Origin of the sequence: Flavobacterium sharifuzzamanii (assembly GCF_003254585.1) — a bacterium.
GTDB lineage: Bacteria > Bacteroidota > Bacteroidia > Flavobacteriales > Flavobacteriaceae > Flavobacterium > Flavobacterium sharifuzzamanii.
In genome coordinates, this window is sequence record NZ_QJGZ01000038.1 from 261994 (window position 1) to 281158 (window position 19165).

Annotated in this window: 17 protein-coding genes; 12 read left to right on the top strand and 5 right to left on the bottom strand. The window is 31.8% G+C overall.

Translation table 11 applies throughout. The features are described from left to right. Positions 1-120: 120 nt before the first annotated feature. Positions 121-2286: an endonuclease MutS2 gene (locus DMA14_RS11805; protein WP_111424861.1), complete on the bottom strand. Its 2166-nt coding sequence runs from the start codon at positions 2284-2286 to the stop codon at positions 121-123. Positions 2287-2398: 112 nt separating this feature from the next. Between DMA14_RS11805 and DMA14_RS11810 the strand changes: the two genes are divergently transcribed. Continuing rightward, complete coding sequence (locus DMA14_RS11810) at positions 2399-3067, top strand: uracil-DNA glycosylase (RefSeq protein WP_111424862.1); 669 nt, start codon at positions 2399-2401, stop codon at positions 3065-3067. Between the two features lie 132 nt (positions 3068-3199). Here the strand turns inward: DMA14_RS11810 and DMA14_RS11815 are convergent, their stop codons facing one another. The 4 genes from DMA14_RS11815 to porX all read right to left on the bottom strand — a co-directional run bounded on the left by DMA14_RS11815 (position 3200) and on the right by porX (position 7087). After that, positions 3200-3574 (bottom strand): DUF4258 domain-containing protein, encoded by a 375-nt coding sequence (locus tag DMA14_RS11815; protein ID WP_111424863.1) that lies wholly within the window; start codon positions 3572-3574, stop codon positions 3200-3202. 36 nt (positions 3575-3610) lie between these two features. Then, positions 3611-4810: an alanine dehydrogenase gene (locus DMA14_RS11820; protein WP_111424864.1), complete on the bottom strand. Its 1200-nt coding sequence runs from the start codon at positions 4808-4810 to the stop codon at positions 3611-3613. 140 nt (positions 4811-4950) lie between these two features. Then, the gene (tsaE, locus tag DMA14_RS11825; protein WP_111424865.1) at positions 4951-5358 is read right to left on the bottom strand and encodes a tRNA (adenosine(37)-N6)-threonylcarbamoyltransferase complex ATPase subunit type 1 TsaE; all 408 of its coding nucleotides are present in this window, start codon (positions 5356-5358) and stop codon (positions 4951-4953) included. A 175-nt stretch (positions 5359-5533) separates the two neighbouring features. Next, positions 5534-7087: a T9SS response regulator signal transducer PorX gene (porX, locus tag DMA14_RS11830; protein WP_008464034.1), complete on the bottom strand. Its 1554-nt coding sequence runs from the start codon at positions 7085-7087 to the stop codon at positions 5534-5536. 223 nt (positions 7088-7310) lie between these two features. On the opposite strand from porX, the gene DMA14_RS11835 reads away from it, so the two are divergent. The 11 genes from DMA14_RS11835 (at position 7311) to DMA14_RS11885 (ending at position 19103) form a co-directional block, all read left to right on the top strand. Next, positions 7311-8540: an HD domain-containing protein gene (locus tag DMA14_RS11835; RefSeq protein WP_111424866.1), complete on the top strand. Its 1230-nt coding sequence runs from the start codon at positions 7311-7313 to the stop codon at positions 8538-8540. Between the two features lie 39 nt (positions 8541-8579). Next, positions 8580-9623 (top strand): UDP-3-O-(3-hydroxymyristoyl)glucosamine N-acyltransferase, encoded by a 1044-nt coding sequence (lpxD, locus tag DMA14_RS11840; RefSeq protein WP_111424867.1) that lies wholly within the window; start codon positions 8580-8582, stop codon positions 9621-9623. Then, positions 9616-11004: a bifunctional UDP-3-O-[3-hydroxymyristoyl] N-acetylglucosamine deacetylase/3-hydroxyacyl-ACP dehydratase gene (locus DMA14_RS11845; protein WP_111425042.1), complete on the top strand. Its 1389-nt coding sequence runs from the start codon at positions 9616-9618 to the stop codon at positions 11002-11004. Before lpxD ends, DMA14_RS11845 begins: the two co-directional genes overlap by 8 nt. A gap of 74 nt (positions 11005-11078) precedes the next feature. Further along, positions 11079-11864: an acyl-ACP--UDP-N-acetylglucosamine O-acyltransferase gene (gene lpxA / locus DMA14_RS11850; protein ID WP_091497682.1), complete on the top strand. Its 786-nt coding sequence runs from the start codon at positions 11079-11081 to the stop codon at positions 11862-11864. A 92-nt stretch (positions 11865-11956) separates the two neighbouring features. After that, positions 11957-12523, top strand: coding sequence for an elongation factor P (gene efp, locus DMA14_RS11855; RefSeq protein WP_095929274.1), 567 nt, complete (start codon positions 11957-11959; stop codon positions 12521-12523). A 121-nt stretch (positions 12524-12644) separates the two neighbouring features. Further along, positions 12645-13574, top strand: coding sequence for a UDP-3-O-(3-hydroxymyristoyl)glucosamine N-acyltransferase (locus tag DMA14_RS11860; RefSeq protein ID WP_111424868.1), 930 nt, complete (start codon positions 12645-12647; stop codon positions 13572-13574). 1 nt (position 13575) lies between these two features. After that, entirely contained in the window at positions 13576-13938 is a 363-nt protein-coding gene (locus tag DMA14_RS11865; RefSeq protein WP_008464044.1) for a nuclear transport factor 2 family protein, read from the top strand. Positions 13939-14024: 86 nt separating this feature from the next. Continuing rightward, positions 14025-14897, top strand: a complete 873-nt coding sequence (gene sucD / locus DMA14_RS11870) for a succinate--CoA ligase subunit alpha (protein ID WP_057118027.1) — start codon at positions 14025-14027, stop codon at positions 14895-14897. A gap of 141 nt (positions 14898-15038) precedes the next feature. Then, a complete protein-coding gene (locus DMA14_RS11875; RefSeq protein ID WP_111424869.1) occupies positions 15039-15470 on the top strand; it encodes a hypothetical protein in 432 nt (143 codons plus the stop codon). Between the two features lie 123 nt (positions 15471-15593). Then, complete coding sequence (locus tag DMA14_RS11880) at positions 15594-18038, top strand: DUF7619 domain-containing protein (protein ID WP_111424870.1); 2445 nt, start codon at positions 15594-15596, stop codon at positions 18036-18038. 459 nt (positions 18039-18497) lie between these two features. Then, complete coding sequence (locus tag DMA14_RS11885; protein ID WP_111424871.1) at positions 18498-19103, top strand: RNA polymerase sigma factor; 606 nt, start codon at positions 18498-18500, stop codon at positions 19101-19103. Positions 19104-19165: the final 62 nt, after the last annotated feature.

Here is a 19165-nt window from a genome sequence, read left to right on the forward strand (position 1 = left end):
TTGAAAATTTGGAATCTTCTTTTGTGTAAAAAGAAAAATCGTTGCTTAAATCGGCTTATTTTAGTTTTGATGTTTTTTAGTCTTTTTTAAGAGTCAAAAACTGTTGTTTTCACAGAAAAATCATTTTTTAACAGCTTCCACCAATTCCAACTCATCGAGATTTACTTTGGAAGTAAAAATGCCATAATTTACAGTTGCTTTGTTTTTTTCAATAGAATCGATACTTCCAACAGATCTTCCATCAAGCATTCTTACTCGGTCACCAACTTTTAAGATTGGTTTTGGTTTTTCAATAACTGGTTTTAGTTTTTTCTCTTTTTTCTCTTTTCTAATTTCCTCAACTTTCACTTGTACTTCAGCCAAAACTTCTTTTTGTTTTTCAACTTTTGCTTTGACTTCTTTTGGAGTTGCTTTTTTTCGTTTTGAATTTTCAATTTCAACAATTTTCAAAAACTCACCAATCAGTTCTTTTTTGTTTTTGTTGTTAAAATACTTTTCGGCAATATCATCAATTTTTTGTCCGATGTAAATTATTTTCTGATTGCTGTCATATAATTCCTGATAGCTTTCTAATTTCTGTTGGATTCTAGTATTGATGTTTTCCATCTTTTTACTTTCTTCACGAGCACGAGTTTCTTCTTCCTTTAAATTCAAAGAAGTTTTTTCCAACTTCGAACGCTCTTTCTGAAGTGTTGCGATAGTTTTGTCAAAACGAACTTTTCCGACTTCAATTTTCTTTTTCGCACGATTGATCAATCCAAACGGGATTCCATTTTTTTGAGCGACTTCAAAAGTAAACGAACTTCCTGCTTGACCCAAAGCTAATTTATACATTGGTTCAAGAGATTTTTCATCAAACATCATATTCGCATTTGTCGCATAAGGCAATTCGTTTGCCAAAATTTTCAAATTAGAATAATGCGTTGTGATAATTCCGAATGCTTCACGGTGATAAAATTCTTCTAAGAAAATTTCAGCCAAAGCCCCTCCTAATTCAGGATCAGAACCTGTACCAAACTCGTCAATTAAAAACATGGTTTTTCTATTACATTTCTTTAAAAAGTAATTCATGTTTTTTAATCGATAACTATATGTACTTAAGTGATTTTCAATAGATTGATTGTCTCCAATGTCGGTTAAGATTCTATCAAACAAGAAAGTTTCACTTCTTTCGTGAACCGGAATCAAAATTCCCGATTGCAGCATTAATTGTAATAATCCAACCGTTTTTAAGGAAATGGTTTTTCCTCCAGCATTTGGTCCAGAAATTACAATAATTCTGTTTTCTTGTTTTAACTCAATGGTTTGCGGATGCGTAACTTCTTTTTTCTGTTTGTTGTTCAAATACAAAATAGGATGATATGCTTCTCTGAAGAATAATCTTCTTTCTTCTGTAATTGTTGGGAGAATTCCGTTAATTCGATTTGCATATTTAGCTTTACCCGCAACAACATCAATATCACTTAAAAAGTCTTGATATTCAACTAATAAAGGAAGATAGGGGCGAATTACATTCGACAGATTTTTTAAAATTCTTGTAATTTCTTCTTTCTCTTCATATTCCAAATTGGCTAATTCTCTCGAATATTTCAAAGTGGCCTCAGGTTCGATATAAGCAATGCTTCCAGTTTTTGAACTTCCTAAAATAGAACCTTTTACTTTGCGACGATACATTGCTAGAACTGCCAAAACTCTACGGTTTTGTACAAAACTTTCTTTGATATCATCTAGATAACCTAAACCATTATACTGAGTTAAAGCTACTCCAAAACTTTGATTCACTTTTCCGCGAACTAGGTTCATATTTTGTCTAATTCCGGCTAGAGCAGGAGATGCATTGTCTTTTATTTCTCCATATTTATCTACAATGGCATCAATTGCAGTTATGATGTCTTTGGTCAATTCTACTCTTGAAGCTCTTGCATTTAAGTTTGGATAATAATCGTCGAACTTTTTAAGAAAATTCAATAAGACATTTGTTGTTGCAGAAAGGTTGGCAATTTTTCTAAAACTTCCTACTTCAAGAAAACTGTCTTCGATGGCAAGAAATTTAATTTCATGTGTTATGGCGTCAAATCCGTGATTCGGAATGGCGTTATTATTTTGGAAAGAAGAAACGTACTCAGATGTTTGCATCAAAGCTTGCATTAATTCTTCTTTATCTCTAAATGGTTTTATTTGTAAAGCCTTCTCTTTTCCAATATCGGTATTGCAACCATCAGAAATGGTTTCGAGCACCGTTGGAAATTGTAAATCTTGTAATGTTTTTTCTGTAATAGATACCATTATATAACGTAAGTTGTAAAGATTTCAAAGTTACAAAGTTTTAAAAACTAAACAGCACTAATAGTTGGGAGTTTGAATAAAACTTTACTTTATTTGTAATAAAATTTATAAAATGAAAATTAATTTAGCTCAAGACTGGCAGAGAGTTTTAAAGGATGAAATAGAAAAACTGTATTTTCAGGAATTAATGGCGGCACTTGATATTGAATATAAAGCGCATACCTGTTTTCCTCCTGCAGAGTTAATTTTTTCAGCTTTTAACAATTGTAGTTTTGATGCTGTAAAGGTTGTTATTATTGGTCAAGATCCTTACCATGGAGAAGGAGAAGCCAATGGGTTAAGTTTTTCTGTAAATGATAATGTAAAGATACCTCCTTCATTGCGAAATATATTCAAGGAAATAAATACAGATTTTGATTCGATCTTTATGCCAACTTCTGGCAATCTAGAAAACTGGGCTCAGCAAGGTGTTTTGCTTTTAAACGCATCTTTGACAGTCAGAAAAGATAGTCCAAATAGTCATAAACATTTAAAATGGAATCTATTTACCGATGCTGTTATTAAAGCGATTTCTGATCAGAAAGAAAATGTTGTCTTTCTTTTGTGGGGAGGTTTTGCTCAGAAAAAAGGATCAAAAATTGACAGGTCAAAACATAATGTTTTAGAATCGGGCCACCCTTCACCAATGAGTGCAAATCAAGGAAAATGGTTTGGGAATAAACATTTTAGCCAAACTAATGAATTTTTAAAATCTAAAGGATTGAAAGAAATTGAATGGTGATTTTTTTTTAATTTGCAAAGGTTCAGAGTTGCAAAGTGACAAAGGGAAAGACTTTGTGTTTTTGTGATTTTTGAATAAATATTTTTGACAAAAGAAAACCCAATAACTGTTTGAATGTTATTGGGTTTCTTTTTATTTTTTTACAATTTCTTCTAAAACGGCTTTGTTTTCATAATTCACCACTTTTAGAATAATCTCTTGATTTTTTACTGTTTTTCCTTCAATGATATAAAGTTTTCCTTTTTTGAATGGAACGTTGCTTTGATCAAAATCGACATCTCCGTAAGTTAATGTGTTTTTGATATCTGCAGTATCAACCCATTTTTCGTTAAGCGTCTGAACTGCTTTTGGAGAATATTGAAAAGGTTTTGTTCTAAGATTGTTTAAAACTCTGGCATTTGGAAAATAATTGCATCGGGTGTCTTTTCCGATAAAAAATCCTGATACAATAAAACATCCCATAACGAGACCAATCAGGTAATATGCAAAACGGTGTACGAACTTCATGAAATAAAATTTTTGCAAAGGTACATTAAAGTTCCTTTAGAATACAAGTAAATTAATATCGTTATCTGGTAAATCGAACCAGTCGCCAATTGCTTTATTTGTTAAGATTCCGTGATAAAGATAAATTCCGTTTTTAAGGCCTTTGTTGCATCGAATGGCACTTTCAATACCACCATCTTCGGCTATCTGATGCAGATAAGGTGTTAAGATGTTACTAATTGATAATGAGGCTGTTTTGGAATAACGTGAAGGTATATTAGGTACGCAATAATGCAGAACATTGTTTTTTATGAATGTTGGCTTCTCATGAGTGGTAACTTCTGAAGTTTCAAAACAGCCACCTGTATCAATGCTGACATCAACAATTACAGCACCTTTTTTCATGTGTTCAACCATTGTTTCATTAACTACAATCGGACAGCGTTCTTTTCCGCGCATGGCTCCAATCGCGACATCGCAACGTCTTAAAGCTTTTAGCAAGCCTTTTTGCTGTATAGTTGAAGTGAAAATTCTTTGATTTAAATTGTTTTGTAAACGACGCAATTTTGTAATCGAATTATCAAAAACTTTTACGTTTGCTCCTAATCCAATTGCGGTTTTAGCGGCAAATTCGCCAACAGTTCCAGCGCCAATAATTACAACCTCAGTAGGAGGAACGCCTGTAATGTTTCCAAATAAAAGTCCTTTTCCGAATTCATTTGTAATCATTAATTCGGCGGCTATTAAAATAGAAGCAGTTCCAGCAATCTCGCTTAAAGATTTTACTGCTGGATAAGAACCGTCTTCATCTTTTATATATTCAAAAGCTAAGGCAGTGATTTTCTTTTTTGCCAAAGCCTCAAAGTATTCTTTCTTCTTGGTTTTAAGCTGAATAGCAGAAATGATAACCGTTTCTGGATTAATCATCTCAATTTCAGCCAAAGTTGGAGGTTCTACTTTTAATAGAAACGGACATCCAAAAACTCTTTTGGCATCTTTTGTGATTTCTGCACCGGCATCAGCATATTCCTTATCACTATAACTCGAACTTTCTCCAGCGCCAGATTCTATCATAACGCGATGCCCTTCATAAGTTAAGGAAGCGACTGCATCGGGCGTAAGACAGATACGACGTTCTTGATAACTTGTTTCTTTAGGGATTCCTATAAAAAGTTCTCTTTTAAAACGACCAACCTCAAGTTTTTCTTCCTGCGGTATTAATTGTTGTTTTGTAAATGGAGTTAACGTGATTGACATGGATAGTGCAAAAAATTAAGAGTACAAATTACGTAAAAAGTTTTAAAATTAGTGTAAAAATTCTGCTAATACTGAAGGTCAAAAGTTAAGAAACTCTAATAACTATCAATAAAGGTCAGATTTCTCTTTTTGAAAATATTCTAGACTAATTCTAGTTTTCTTTTTCCGTCAGAAAGTAATTCGATATTTATAGTAGAATGTTCTTCTGGAATCAAACTTGCAATTTTTTCAGACCATTCAATAAAACACCAATTTCCAGAATACAGATAATCATCAACTCCCATATCTAGTGCTTCGGTTTCTTGTTTTATTCTGTAAAAGTCAAAATGATAGACTTTTTTTCCGCTTGGAATTTGATATTCGTTTACTAAAGAAAAAGTTGGGCTGCTAGTTGCGTCAGTGATTCCAAGGCTTTTACATAGCTGCTTGATTAAAGTGGTTTTTCCAACTCCCATTTCTCCATTAAAAAGGATAATTTTATTAGGATTTGAAGCTATAATCTGCTCGGCAACTTCTTGAATTTGATCTAATGAAAAAACGATGTTCATTGCTGTGTTTATTTTTGCCACGAATTTCGCAAATTTTCGCGAATTATTTTTAATGCCACAGATTAAAAGATTAAAAAGGATTTTTTAATCAGTGATAATCTGTGAAATCTGTGGCAAAAAATATTTTATTTAATTGTATTCACTGCTCGAAACTGAAAACTGAAACTGTAAACTTTTATTTCGGGTTAAATACCAAGAACGGGATAATCATTTCTTCTAATGAAATTCCGCCATGCTGATATGTGTTTTTGTAATAGCTCACATAATGGTTATAGTTGTTTACATAAGCCAAGAAAAAATCATTTTTAGCAAAAATAAACGAACTACTCATGTTAATTGCCGGTAAACCAATTGTTTTTGGTTCCTTAACTACATAAACATCTTTTTGTTCATACGTTAAACTGCGTCCGGTTTTGTAACGCAAATTCAGACTTGTATTTTTATCTCCCACAACTTTCGACGGATTTTTTACATTAATAGTTCCGTGATCTGTTGTTAAGATCAATTTGAAACCTAAAAGCTGTGCCTGCTGAATAATTTCTAATAAAGGTGAATTTTTAAACCAGCTTAATGTTAGAGAACGGTAAGCTTTATCATCAGAAGCTAATTCTTTAACTACTTCCATTTCGGTTTTAGCATGCGAAAGCATATCAACAAAGTTGTAAACAACGGTTACTAAGTCGTTTCCTTTTAAAGCTTTAAAGTTTTCAGCTAGTTTTTTTCCGCCAGCATAATTGGTGATTTTAAAATAGTCTTCTTTAATATTTAAACCTAAACGTTTCAATTGAGCTGATAAAAATTCTGCTTCATAAAGGTTTTTTCCGCCGTCTTCAACATCATTTTTCCAATATTCAGGAAACTGTTTTTCCATTTCTAAAGGCATTAAACCAGAAAAAATCGCATTTCTTGCATATTGTGTGGCAGTTGGAAGAATAGAGTAGTACGGAACTTCTTTTTCTAGTTTATAGTAATTTGAAATTACACCTTCAAAAGCTTTCCATTGGTCGTAGCGCAGGTTATCAATAACTACAAAAAGAATTGGTTTGTCTTTCTTTTTAATTTCTGGAACTACTAATTCTTTAAATAAAGTATTTGATTGGATAGGTTTATCTGCTTTTGGAGCAAACCAATCTTCATAATTTCTTTCGATATATTTTCCGAATTGCGAATTGGCTTCAACTTTTTGAGATTCAAGAATTTCGATCATTGCTGTATCATTGATGTCTTCTAGTTTTAATTCCCAAAAAAGCAATTTTTTATACAATTCGATCCAGTCTTCATAAGAATTAACCATTGCTAATTCCATAGAAATTTTTCTGAATTCTTTCTGATAATCTAAAGTTGTTTTTTCTGTAATTAATCTTGAATCATCTAGATTTTTCTTCAAACTCAATAGAATCTGATTCGGATTTACCGGTTTGATTAAGTAATCAGCGATTTTAGAACCAATGGCTTCTTCCATAATATATTCTTCCTCGCTCTTGGTAATCATAATCATCGGAATAGCTGATTTTTTCTCTTTCATTTCAGAAAGTGTTTCCAATCCGCTCATTCCGGGCATGTTTTCATCTAGAAAAACAATATCAAAATTATCTTCTTCAAATAAGGCAATCGCATCGAGTCCATTATTGCAAGTCGTAACTTCGTAATTCTTTTTTTCTAGAAATAATATGTGAGGCTTTAGAAGATCGATTTCATCGTCGACCCAAAGTATTTTTATCTTATCCATAAATCAATTTAATTTTACTGCAATTTAAAGTTATAGAACTTAAAAAGTATTAAAAATAGTATAAAATTACCAAAGATTAGACACGATTTTAATTTGAATTTTAACATTTTTAGATGTATTTTATTGATAATCATTGCAATTTAGATTGTGATTTTTAAATAAAAAACACCAATCTCTTTATAGTTATTTACTTATATTTGTTGACCTAAAAAATAACTCAATAGTGACTCAGATCAACAAACTTAAAATATTCAACGATCCTATATATGGTTTTATAACGATTCCGAATGCGTTGGTTTACGATTTAATTCAGCATCCGTATTTTCAGCGTCTTCGTAGAATTTCTCAAATGGGATTGTCGTATTTAGTATATCCAGGAGCTAATCATACTCGTTTTCATCATGCTTTAGGATGTATGCATTTGATGAAGAAAGCAATTGATACGCTTCGCTTTAAAGATGTTGTTATTTCTGAAGAAGAAGAAAATGCACTTTTGATAGCAATTTTACTTCATGATATAGGTCACGGACCATTTTCGCATGCCATGGAAAAAAGTATTGTAGAAGATGTGCATCATGAAGCTATTTCGCTATTGTTTATGAATCAGCTGAATGAAGAATTTGATGGGAGATTAAGTTTGGCAATTCAGGTTTTTAGAGGAGAGTATCACAGAAAATTTATGTTGCAATTGATTTCTAGTCAGTTGGATATGGATCGAATGGATTATTTAAAACGTGATAGTTTTTATACAGGTGTTGCAGAAGGAAATGTAAATTCTGAGCGATTGATTCAGATGATGAATGTAGAAAACGATGTATTGGTAATTGAAGAAAAAGGAATTTATTCTGTTGAGAAATTTTTGCTTTCTAGAAGGTTGATGTATTGGCAAGCTTATTTGCATAAAACAAGTTTAGTAGCTGAATTAATTTTAATGAAGGTGCTGAAAAGAGCAAAAGAGCTGACTTTAAAAGGTGTTAAACTGCCTTGTAGTGAACCTCTAATGTATTTCATGCAGAATAAAATTACACTCGAAGATTTTGATGCTGAAAAATTGGATTTGTTTTCACAATTAGACGATTTTGATATTATAAGCGCATTAAAAGCTTGGCAGAAGCATAGTGATTTTATACTTTCTACATTAAGTAAAATGATTATCAATAGAGATTTATTGAAAATTAAGCTTAGTGCGGAAAAAATTCCGATGGAAGAATCGCAATCTTTAAAAGAAGAGTTTGCGGAAGCACATCAAATTTCGGCTGTAGATGCAGGTTATTTTATTTTTAGAGGTAAAATAAAAAATCAGGCGTATAGTAAGGAAGCAGAACCAATTCGTATTTTGAAAAAAGATAAAACAATTGAAGATGTTGTTGAAGCTTCTGACCAGCTGAATTTGAAATCGTTATCTAAATTGGTAACAAAATATTATATCTGTTTTCCAAAACAACTTATATAAAATTAACATTTAAAACCTATTTTTTATATTTTTGTCGCGATGAAATTTACAGCAGAACAAATAGCAGGAATTTTAGAAGGAGAAGTTGTTGGGAATCCCAATGCGGAAGTTTCTAAGCTTTCTAAAATCGAAGAAGGAGAGGAAGGTTCTCTTACTTTTTTGGCTAACCCAAAGTATATCAATTATATATATACTACAAAAGCGACAGTAACAATTGTTAATGATAGCTTTATTCCGGAACAGGAAATTAATACTACACTTATAAAGGTAGAAGATGCTTATGCGGCGTTTTCTAAACTTTTGCATTTTTATAATCAGGTAAAATTAAACAAAAACGGTATCGAGCCTCAGTCGTTTATGTCTGAAGGAACGAAATATGGTGAGAATCTATATTTAGGCAGTTTTAGTTATATCGGACAAAATGTAGTTTTAGGCAATAATGTGAAAATTTATCCGAATAGTTTTATTGGCGATAATGTTGTTGTCGGTGATAATGTGTTCATTTTTGCTGGTGCTAAAATTTATTCTGAAACTGTAATTGGTAATAATTGTACGGTTCATTCTGGGGTTATTATAGGTGCAGATGGTTTTGGATTTGCTCCAAACGAAAACGGAGAATATAGTAAAGTGCCTCAGATTGGAAATGTGATTATTGAAGATAATGTAGATATTGGTGCTAATACTACAATTGACAGAGCAACTCTTGGTTCTACAATAATTAGAAAAGGAGTTAAGTTAGACAATCAGATTCAGATTGCCCATAATGTAGAAATAGGAAAAAATACTGTAATAGCGGCTCAAAGCGGTGTTGCAGGTTCTACAAAGATCGGCGAAAACTGTATGATTGGTGGACAGGTTGGTATTGCAGGTCACTTAACAATAGGAAATAATGTTAGGCTTCAAGCCCAATCAGGTGTAGCCAGAAACATTAAAGATGATGAAGTTTTACAAGGAACTCCATCTCTTGGATATACAGATTTTAATAAATCGTACGTTCATTTTAAGAATCTGCCTAAAATTGTGGCCGAAGTTGAAGAATTAAAGAAACAAATAATAAACCCAAAAAATGGAAATAATGGTTAAACAGAAGACCATCAAAAATGAAATTTCACTAACAGGAGTTGGTTTACACACTGGAAAAGAAGTTACAATGACTTTTAAACCTGCACCCGTTAATAATGGTTTCACTTTTGTAAGAGTAGATTTGCAAGGTCAACCAGTCATTGAGGCTGATGCTAATTATGTTGTTAATACTCAAAGAGGTACAAATCTTGAGAAACTTGGTGTGAAAATTCAAACACCAGAACACGTTTTGGCTGCAGTAGTTGGCTGCGATTTGGATAATATTATTATTGAATTGAATGCCTCTGAACTTCCAATTATGGATGGTTCATCAAAATATTTTGTTGAAGCTATTGAAAAAGCTGGTATCGAAGAGCAAGACGCGCAACGTAATGTTTATGTAGTAAAAGAAGTAATTTCTTTTACAGACGAAGCAACTGGAAGTGAAATTCTTGTAATGCCAAGCGACGAATATCAAGTTACAACAATGGTAGATTTTGGTACAAAAGTTTTAGGTACTCAAAATGCTACTCTTAAAAGCTTAGCTGATTTTAAATCTGAAATTGCAAGTTCTAGAACTTTCAGCTTCCTTCATGAGTTAGAATCATTATTGGAGCACGGACTTATTAAAGGTGGAGATTTAAATAATGCAATTGTATATGTGGATAAAGAAATCTCTGAGTCTACAATGGCAAACTTGAAGAAAGCATTTGGTAAAGAAGAAATATCTGTTAAGCCAAACGGTGTTTTAGATAACTTAACTTTACATTATCCAAACGAAGCAGCAAGACACAAACTACTTGACGTTATTGGAGATTTATCTCTTATTGGAGTTCGTATTCAAGGAAAAATTATTGCTAACAAACCAGGACACTTTGTAAATACTCAATTTGCTAAAAAACTAGCTAAGATTATTAAAATAGAGCAGAGAAATCATGTTCCTACTTATGATTTACATCAAGAACCATTGATGGATATTCATAAAATCATGTCTATGCTGCCTCACAGACCTCCATTCTTGTTGATTGACAGAATTATTGAAATGTCTGATCGCCACGTAGTAGGATTGAAAAATGTTACTATGAATGAGAATTTCTTTGTAGGTCACTTCCCAGAAGCTCCAGTTATGCCAGGTGTATTAATTGTAGAAGCAATGGCACAAACAGGAGGAATTTTAGTATTAAGTACGGTTCCAGATCCTGAAAATTATTTGACATATTTCATGAAAATTGATAATGTTAAATTTAAACACAAAGTATTGCCAGGTGATACTTTAATCTTTAAATGTGAGTTAATATCTCCTATCAGAAGAGGAATTTGTCATATGCAGGCAAACGCTTATGCAAATGGCAAATTAGTTACTGAAGCAGAATTAATGGCACAAATAGCAAGAAAACAATAATAAATTATCAAATTTATTGTTTAGGTTTGTTGCTTCAAATTAGAATATTTTAATTAAAAATATAAAACATACAGATGAATCAACCATTAGCATATGTTCATCCAGGCGCGAAAATCGCTAAAAACGTTGTAATAGAGCCATTTACAACAATTCACAATAATGTTGTTATTGGTGATGGTACTTGGATTGGTTCAAACGTGACCATTATGGAAGGTGCTCGAATTGGAAAAAATTGTAACATTTTTCCTGGAGCTGTAATTTCTGCGGTGCCACAAGATTTAAAATTCGGAGGTGAGGATTCTCTAGCGATTATCGGTGATAATTGTACAATTAGAGAATGTGTAACTATAAATAGAGGAACAATAGCATCGGGTCAGACTGTAATTGGGAACAATTGTTTAGTAATGGCTTATGCGCACATTGCACACGATTGTGAGATCGGAAACAATGCAATTATTGTAAATGGTGTTGCATTAGCTGGGCACGTAGTTGTTGGAAATCATGCAGTTATTGGAGGTTTAGCAGCGATTCATCAGTTTATTCATATTGGAGATCATGCTATGATTTCTGGAGGATCTTTGGTTAGAAAAGATGTTCCTCCATTTACAAAAGCAGCAAAAGAGCCATTATCTTATGTTGGAATTAATTCTGTTGGTTTAAGAAGAAGAGGGTTTACAACTGAAAAAATTAGAGAGATTCAGGAAATCTATAGAATTTTATACCAAAAGAATTATAATACAACTCAAGCTTTGAGTATTATTGAAGCGGAAATGGAAGCGACTCCAGAAAGAGATGAAATTCTAGATTTTATTAGAAATTCTTCTCGAGGAATTATGAAGGGTTACTCAGGAAATTATTAAAAATTGAGTTTAATTGTTTATTTGTTTAATCGTTTAATCGAAAAAACAGTTAGACGGTTAAACGATTAAACAAAAAAATAAAACAAATACAAATGGCATCTACATCAGATATTAGAAACGGATTGTGCATTAAATTTAATCACGATATCTATAAAATTATTGAATTTCTTCACGTAAAACCTGGAAAAGGTCCAGCTTTCGTAAGAACAAAATTGAAAAGTTTAACTTCTGGTAAAGTATTAGATAATACTTTCTCAGCAGGTCATAAAATTGACGTTATTCGTGTTGAAACACATACATTTCAATATTTATATCCAGAAGGTGACGAGTTTCACTTCATGAATGCTGAAACGTTTGAGCAAATTTCTTTAAATAAAAACATTTTGGATGCTCCAGATTTGTTAAAAGAAGGTACAAATGTAATGGTTCAAATTAATACAGAAACAGATTTGCCATTATCTGTAGATATGCCAGCATCTGTTATTCTAGAAGTTACTTACGCTGAGCCAGGCGTAAAAGGAAATACAGCTACAAACGCAACAAAAAATGCTACAGTAGAAACTGGAGCAAACATCAACGTTCCTTTGTTTATCAATGAAGGAGATAAAATTAAAATTGATACAGCTTCAGGTTCATACATGGAGCGTGTTAAAGAATAGTTATTTTAATTAAGATAATTTGACAATGAGTCAATTAGATAATAAGTGAATCGACATAATTTTGTATATTCACATTCTAATTGACTCATTTTCTAATTTACAAGTTTTCTAATTATACTATATGAAATTTCCAAAGAGTCATTCTTTACAAGAAATTGCTAGTTTGCTTAATTGCAAATTTATCGGAGACAAAGACTTTCAAGTTTTAGGCATGAACGAGATACACGTTGTGGAGCCTGGAGACATTGTTTTTGTTGACCATCCCAAATACTATGACAAAGCTTTGCAATCGGCTGCGACAATTGTTTTGATAAACAAAGAAGTGGAATGCCCAGAAGGTAAAGCGCTTTTAATCTCAGATGACCCGTTTAGAGATTTCAATATTCTTACAAAACATTTTAAACCATTCCAGTTTGCTAATGTTGCTATTGCACCATCTGCAGAAATAGGAGAGGGGACTGTAATTCAGCCAAATACTTTTGTTGGTAATAATGTTAAAATTGGTAAGAACTGCTTGATACATTCTAATGTTTCTATCTACGATCATACTGTAATTGGAGACAATGTAATTATACATGCTGGAACTATTCTAGGGGCTGATGCTTTTTATTATAAAAAACGTCCAGAAGGTTTCGATCAATTAGTTTCTGGCGGAAGAGTTGTCATTGAAGATAATGTTGGTATTGGAGCTTTATGTACGATTGATAAAGGTGTTACTGGTGATACGACAATTGGCGCAGGATCAAAACTAGATAATCAAGTGCATGTTGGGCATGATACTGTAATAGGTAAAAAATGTTTAATTGCTTCTCAAACAGGGATTGCTGGATGTGTGATTATTGAAGATGAAGTAACGCTGTGGGGACAAGTAGGAACAACAAGTGGCATTACAATTGGGGCAAAAGCAGTTGTGATGGGACAAACTGGTGTAACTAAATCGGTTGAAGGTGGAAAATCGTATTTTGGTACTCCAATTGAAGAATCGAGAGAAAAATTGAAACAATTAGCCAATATCAAAAAGATTCCTGAAATTTTAAGTAAATTGAAGTAATATGTCTATTAAAGAATTTGTTCAGAAATTTTATAAGTCAGATGCCTTAATTGATAGCGAAATTTTAAAAACATATCTGCATCCTGACGTTACGCTTGAATGGAACAGCAGTAAAGGTTTTATTCAGATGGATTATGATTCGATAATTGAAATGGCTAATGAGCTTAGTCGTGCCTATGTGCGTTCTAAGGTTAGAATTAGCCATATTATTAGCGAAGATGATTTAGTATCAGTGCGTTACTCTCATTTTGTAAAAACGATCGAGAATCCGAGAGAAGAGATGCTTTTAGCACATTTTGCAACCATTTGGCAAATAAAAGATGATAAACTTTATAGAGGTTATCAAATGAGTCAATTTTCTTAATATTTTTTTGACAATAAAAGAGTCAAAATACATTACAAAACCTTATTTTTGCAACACAAATTTAAAAACTACATAAAATATATATCATGAGCGTTTTAGTTAATAAAGATTCCAAAATAATTGTTCAGGGATTTACAGGAAGCGAAGGTACTTTCCACGCTTCTCAAATGATTGAGTACGGTACTAATGTTGTTGGAGGTGTAACTCCAGGAAAAGGTGGTACAAGCCATTTAGATCGTCCAGTTTTTAATACAGTAAAAGATGCTGTTGATCAAGCTGGTGCTGATACTTCTATCATTTTTGTTCCGCCAGCTTTTGCTGCTGATGCAATTATGGAAGCTGCTGATGCTGGAATTAAAGTAATTATTGCTATTACAGAAGGAATTCCTGTAGCAGATATGATTAAAGCAAATAATTATGTTAAAGAAAGAAATTCAAGATTAATTGGTCCAAACTGTCCAGGTGTAATTACTCCAGGTGAAGCTAAAGTTGGTATTATGCCAGGTTTCGTTTTCAAAAAAGGAACAGTTGGTATCGTTTCTAAATCTGGAACTTTAACTTATGAAGCTGCTGACCAAGTTGTAAAACAAGGTTTAGGTATCACAACTGCAATTGGTATTGGTGGAGATCCAATCATTGGAACTACAACTAAAGAAGCTGTTGAATTATTAATGAACGATCCAGAAACTGAAGCTATCATCATGATTGGTGAAATCGGTGGTCAACTTGAAGCAGATGCTGCAAGATGGGTAAAAGCTGATGGTAACCGCAAACCAGTAATCGGATTTATCGCTGGAGAAACTGCTCCTGCAGGTAGAACAATGGGTCACGCAGGTGCTATTGTTGGTGGTTCTGATGATACAGCTGCAGCTAAAAAGCAAATCATGAGAGACAACGGAATTCACGTTGTTGATTCACCAGCTGAAATTGGTAAAAAAGTAAAAGAAGTACTTGGATAATCTTCAAGTCTCAAAATAACAAATTCCAAAAAAAAGTCTCAATATTCTGTTGAGACTTTTTTACATTTTAAAGGCTGAGGCGTAAATAAAAAAAACTTAGCATCTTAGAACCTCAGTATCTTAGAAGCTTAAAAAAGAAATATGTACAAAGAATTAGAAAAATTTAAAGCAACAAACAGTTTTACTTTTACTGTAAATGATAGTTTAGAAGAGGCTTGCAACGCTCCAGAAGGAAGTGCTGGAATCTTTATTGTATATGCTGTTCAAGGCGGAGAAAAAGAATTAATTATGGTTGGTTCTACAGGGACTGTGCAGAATGATGGAACTTTAAAAAGTAAAAATGGTGGACTTTATGACAAAATCGTAAACGGACATCAGTTTGCTAAAACAGGAAGAAAATATTCTTGGCCAGCTCAAATGAAGTTAGAGAATATTGAAGCGTTAGAAGTAGTTTGGTATGAAACTTTTGCTGGAGATGATGTAAAAGCAATTCCAACTGCTGTTGAAGGACAGGTTTTGCAAAACTTCTTAGATGAAAATGGTAAACTTCCAAAATGGAATGTGGCTTTTTAAGTTCCTTTCAATCTGAATATTATCAAAAAACCTTACTGATTAATTAGTAAGGTTTTTTTTATGAAGTTATAGGTTTTTAGTTTTCGGTTTTATATATTTAAATACCAAAAACAAACAAAACCTATGATAAAAAACTACCTGTTATTACTGGCTTTGTGCTTTTTTTCTTTTTTAAATGCACAAATAATTAATATTCCAGATGCTAATTTCAAGACAAAATTGCTTCAAGCGAATGGAACTAATACGATCGCAAAAGATTTAAATTCAAATTATTTTAAAATTGATTCTAACAGTAATGGTGAAATTGAAATATCTGAAGCACTAAATGTGAGTTATTTAGATCTAAGCGATTCTAGTATTTCATCGGTGGATCAATTGTCAAACTTTTCTAATCTTACTGATTTTAACTGCTCTAATAATAATTTAGAAGTGTTGGATGTTGGTAATTTAAAAAAGCTTACGAGACTAGTATGCTCTTCAAATTTAATTACTGATTTAAATCTTTCTGGTTTAAATAAAATACGAAATCTTATTTGCGCTCAAAACAAGTTAACTTCTTTGGATGTCAGCAATTTAATAGAGTTAAGTATATTTGAGTGTAATAATAATAGTATACAATCTTTAGATGTTTCAAATAGTTCTAATCTATCAGAGCTCGTTTGTTATAAAAATAAGCTTACTGAATTAAAACTACCTAATTCACCACGACTGTGGTTCTTTAAGTGTGCTCAAAATTTATTGCCAAGCTTAGATATTGCAAAACTAACTGGTCTTGAATATTTTGATTTTTGGGATAATAAAATAACATCTCTTAATTTTTCAAATTCTAAAAAAATAACAGATTGTTATGGTGGAGCAAATCCAATTGAATCTATTGATTTATCAAATCAAGAACTTTTAGAAACTTTATGGATTGGACATACACTAATTAAGTCTTTAGATATTAGTAATTCGAAAAAGTTAAAAGAGTTAAATATATCAGATTGTCCAAACTTAGAATTTCTTAATATTAAAAACGGAGCAATTAAAAATTTAAGTTTTTTAGAAACGCCTTTGAGTTCGTTAGGCTACAATGGTCTAAATTTTTCAAATTGTCCTAATCTGCAATACATCTGCGATGATGATTCTAACTTGGAGACTATTACAAACAAGATAGTGCCATATAAGTATGAAAATTGCTTAGTTGGAAATTATTGTTCATTTGAACCAGGCGGAACAAACTACACCATAATAGGCAAAAGTCAGATTGATGCTGATAGCAACGGCTGTGATACTGGTGATGTAGGAGCTTCACACTTAAAGTTTTCAATTTTTGACGGAACAAATTTGCAGAATTTTACCGCAGATTCAAATGGCGATTATTCTTTAAAAGTTCCTGCTGGTTCATATAAAATAACTCCTATTATTGAAAATGCAAACTATTATGCGGTTTCACCGTCTTCTGTAGATGTTGTTTTTCCGGCACAGACAAGTCCTTTTAATCAAAATTTTTGTATTGTCCCAAACGGATCTTATAACGATTTAGAAATTACAATACTACCAATCGATGCTGCAAGACCTGGTTTTGATGCAAAGTATAAATTGGTTTATAAAAACAAAGGAACTGCTGTTCAATCAGGAACTATAACTTTTAATTTTAATGATTCAACTTTAGATTTTGTTTCTTCAAATTTTGGAATTTCGAATCAAGCTTCTAACAAAATAGTTTGGAATTTTTTAAATCTAAAACCTTTTGAAAACAGAGAAATTGAATTGGTTTTAAATGTTAATTCTCCGATTGAAACTCCAGCAGTAAATAACGGAGACGCATTGAAATACACTGTTGCGATTAGTTCGTTAGTATCAGATGAAACACCAGACGATAATCTTTTTGAATTGAATCAAACTGTTGTAGGATCTTATGATCCTAATGACAAAACATGTTTAGAAGGGAATGTTATAAAACCAGAGCTCATAGGTAAATATGTTCATTATCTAATTCGTTTTGAAAATACTGGAACTTATAAAGCTGAAAATGTAGTAATTAAAGATATAATTAATGAATCAAAGTTTGATATTTCTACATTAGTTCCTACTAGTGCAAGCCATTCATATAAAATGAAAATTTCTGATAGAAACAAGGTTGAATTTATTTTCGAAAAAATAAATCTTCCTTTTGATGATGCTAATAATGATGGTTATATTGTCTTTAAAATTAAAACTTTACCAACATTAAATGTCGGTGATTCTTTTGAAAATGAAGCTAATATCTATTTTGATTATAATTTTCCTATTTTGACAAATAAAGAAACATCTACTTTTAAAACTTTAGGAAGACCAGATTTCGGACTTTTATCCCATTTTAATATTTACCCAAATCCAGTTCGAAATTATTTACAAATAGAATCTAAAGATCTAGTGGAAATAGAATCAATATATCTTTATGATGTTTTGGGACAATTGATTCAAGTGATTCCAAATGCTAAGAATATTACTAAAATTGATGTTTCAAAATTTCAATCAGGAAACTATATTCTTCAAGTCAAAACTGCTTCAGGAGCATCAGTTGTGAAGTTTGTTAAAATTTAAAAGTATTTTACTTTCAAGAAAAAAGCCTTACTTATTGTAAGGCTTTTTTTGTGATTTTTATTTGATTGAATAATCAGGTCAAATGTAAATCACTTTGCGTAATTCTGTTAATTAAAATTTAAATTATGGTAAATTTTAAGTTTGATCAAAAAAGTAGGGTAAATACTGATGAATTTGGAAAAAGAAGCAAATTTTAGCGAATTATTGGGTTTTAATCATTTGCTTTTCTATATTTATCACACAAAAACAAAAAATAATGTTAAAACTTAGTTCTTTTTGAGATGACTAAAGTCTGTTGGAATGTAAAATTCTTATTTAATTTCTGTTAAATTAAAGTTTGTTTATGAATCTGGACGAGTCTATTGAATTAAATTTTTTCATCATAATTTTAATCTCTTGCAATTAATCTTCTTTTAAAGTAATCGAAAATGATTGGATTTTTTGCCCAAAGTATTTTGTATGAGCCAAATTTTAAAAAACAAAGTTTTAGATGATTTTATTCTATGGAATAATTTGAAAAATGGTAATGAGAAATCTTTCTCTTTACTTTTTGAAAAGTATTATAGAGACCTAATCAGTTACGGCAATTCGCTTTGTCCATATGCTGAAAAGGTGCAAGATTGTATTCAAGATGTTTTTGCTGATATTTGGCTTTACCGAGATTCTCTTCAAGATAATGTTGTTGTTAAGGCATATTTACTTTCAAGTGTTAGAAAGAGAATTGCTCGTTTGCATGAAAGAGATCATGTTTTTAGAAAAACTACAACTACTGACGTTTTGGAGTTTCTTTTTGACTTTTCGATAGAAAATGATTTGGTTGAAGACGAAGTCACAGCCGAACGTGTTCTTCTTTTGAATAAATTATTAAATGATTTGCCTGGACGCCAAAAAGAAGCATTGTATTTACGTTACCATCAAGGCTTGAGTGTAGATCAAATTGCCGATTTATTGGAGGTGAATTATCAGTCTGCGAGCAACCTTCTTCATCGTGGTTTATTAAATCTTCGTAAGGAATGGAAAGGCAGTATTCCGCTTCTAGTCCTTATATCTTCAGGAGTTTTTTAAAAATTTAAGAAAAAATCAAAAAAAAATCTTAAATAGGTGAGTATATAATAATAAAACTGTCC

Coding starts and splice junctions, on each gene's coding strand:
- DMA14_RS11845 (WP_111425042.1), top strand. CDS start 9,616: ATGGTTAAACAGAAGACCATCAAAAATGAAATTTCACTAACAGGAGTT.
- DMA14_RS11805 (WP_111424861.1), bottom strand. CDS start 2,286: ATGGTATCTATTACAGAAAAAACATTACAAGATTTACAATTTCCAACG.
- porX (WP_008464034.1), bottom strand. CDS start 7,087: ATGGATAAGATAAAAATACTTTGGGTCGACGATGAAATCGATCTTCTA.
- tsaE (WP_111424865.1), bottom strand. CDS start 5,358: ATGAACATCGTTTTTTCATTAGATCAAATTCAAGAAGTTGCCGAGCAG.
- lpxD (WP_111424867.1), top strand. CDS start 8,580: ATGAAATTTACAGCAGAACAAATAGCAGGAATTTTAGAAGGAGAAGTT.
- DMA14_RS11820 (WP_111424864.1), bottom strand. CDS start 4,810: ATGTCAATCACGTTAACTCCATTTACAAAACAACAATTAATACCGCAG.
- DMA14_RS11885 (WP_111424871.1), top strand. CDS start 18,498: ATGAGCCAAATTTTAAAAAACAAAGTTTTAGATGATTTTATTCTATGG.
- efp (WP_095929274.1), top strand. CDS start 11,957: ATGGCATCTACATCAGATATTAGAAACGGATTGTGCATTAAATTTAAT.
- DMA14_RS11815 (WP_111424863.1), bottom strand. CDS start 3,574: ATGAAGTTCGTACACCGTTTTGCATATTACCTGATTGGTCTCGTTATG.
- sucD (WP_057118027.1), top strand. CDS start 14,025: ATGAGCGTTTTAGTTAATAAAGATTCCAAAATAATTGTTCAGGGATTT.
- DMA14_RS11875 (WP_111424869.1), top strand. CDS start 15,039: ATGTACAAAGAATTAGAAAAATTTAAAGCAACAAACAGTTTTACTTTT.
- DMA14_RS11810 (WP_111424862.1), top strand. CDS start 2,399: ATGAAAATTAATTTAGCTCAAGACTGGCAGAGAGTTTTAAAGGATGAA.
- DMA14_RS11880 (WP_111424870.1), top strand. CDS start 15,594: ATGATAAAAAACTACCTGTTATTACTGGCTTTGTGCTTTTTTTCTTTT.
- DMA14_RS11865 (WP_008464044.1), top strand. CDS start 13,576: ATGTCTATTAAAGAATTTGTTCAGAAATTTTATAAGTCAGATGCCTTA.
- lpxA (WP_091497682.1), top strand. CDS start 11,079: ATGAATCAACCATTAGCATATGTTCATCCAGGCGCGAAAATCGCTAAA.
- DMA14_RS11860 (WP_111424868.1), top strand. CDS start 12,645: ATGAAATTTCCAAAGAGTCATTCTTTACAAGAAATTGCTAGTTTGCTT.